The organism is Staphylococcus sp. GDX8P54P, assembly GCF_017893165.1.
Classification (GTDB): Bacteria; Bacillota; Bacilli; order Staphylococcales; family Staphylococcaceae; genus Staphylococcus; species Staphylococcus borealis.
On the sequence record NZ_JAESMM010000069.1, the window covers coordinates 1527 to 1904 of the forward strand.

Sequence of the window (378 nt, forward strand, 5' to 3'; positions counted from 1 at the left end):
TTAAGTCTGGATTGTCTTCGATGGTTTGAATTAGATTTTTTAGTTTAGTGTTTATTTCATCAAATTGTTGTTGCTTATATGCGATATCATAGTTAAGTGCAGCCATATCAATTTGACTATCTTGATTAACACGTTCGACAACTTGTTTGAGAACTTTATCGCTTTTGACAATTTCAAGTATTTGATCCATAACGTATTTCTCAATCACCTCAGCTCTAACACTATTCGCAGAACATACTTTTGAGCCTTTGTTTCGAAAATTACTACAAGAATAATAGCGTATTCGCTTCTTTGTCCCATCTTTGAGTGTATTAGTAGTATTACTCGCGGCCATAGGTGCACCACATTGTGGACAATGAACGATACCTGTTAATAGAT

1 protein-coding gene is annotated in these 378 nt (G+C 34.4%); it reads right to left on the reverse strand.

The window, feature by feature from the left end; translation table 11 throughout:
* The coding region (locus KA909_RS13125; protein ID WP_210130311.1) for a recombinase zinc ribbon domain-containing protein at positions 1 to 378 on the reverse strand (378 nt) is incomplete at both ends.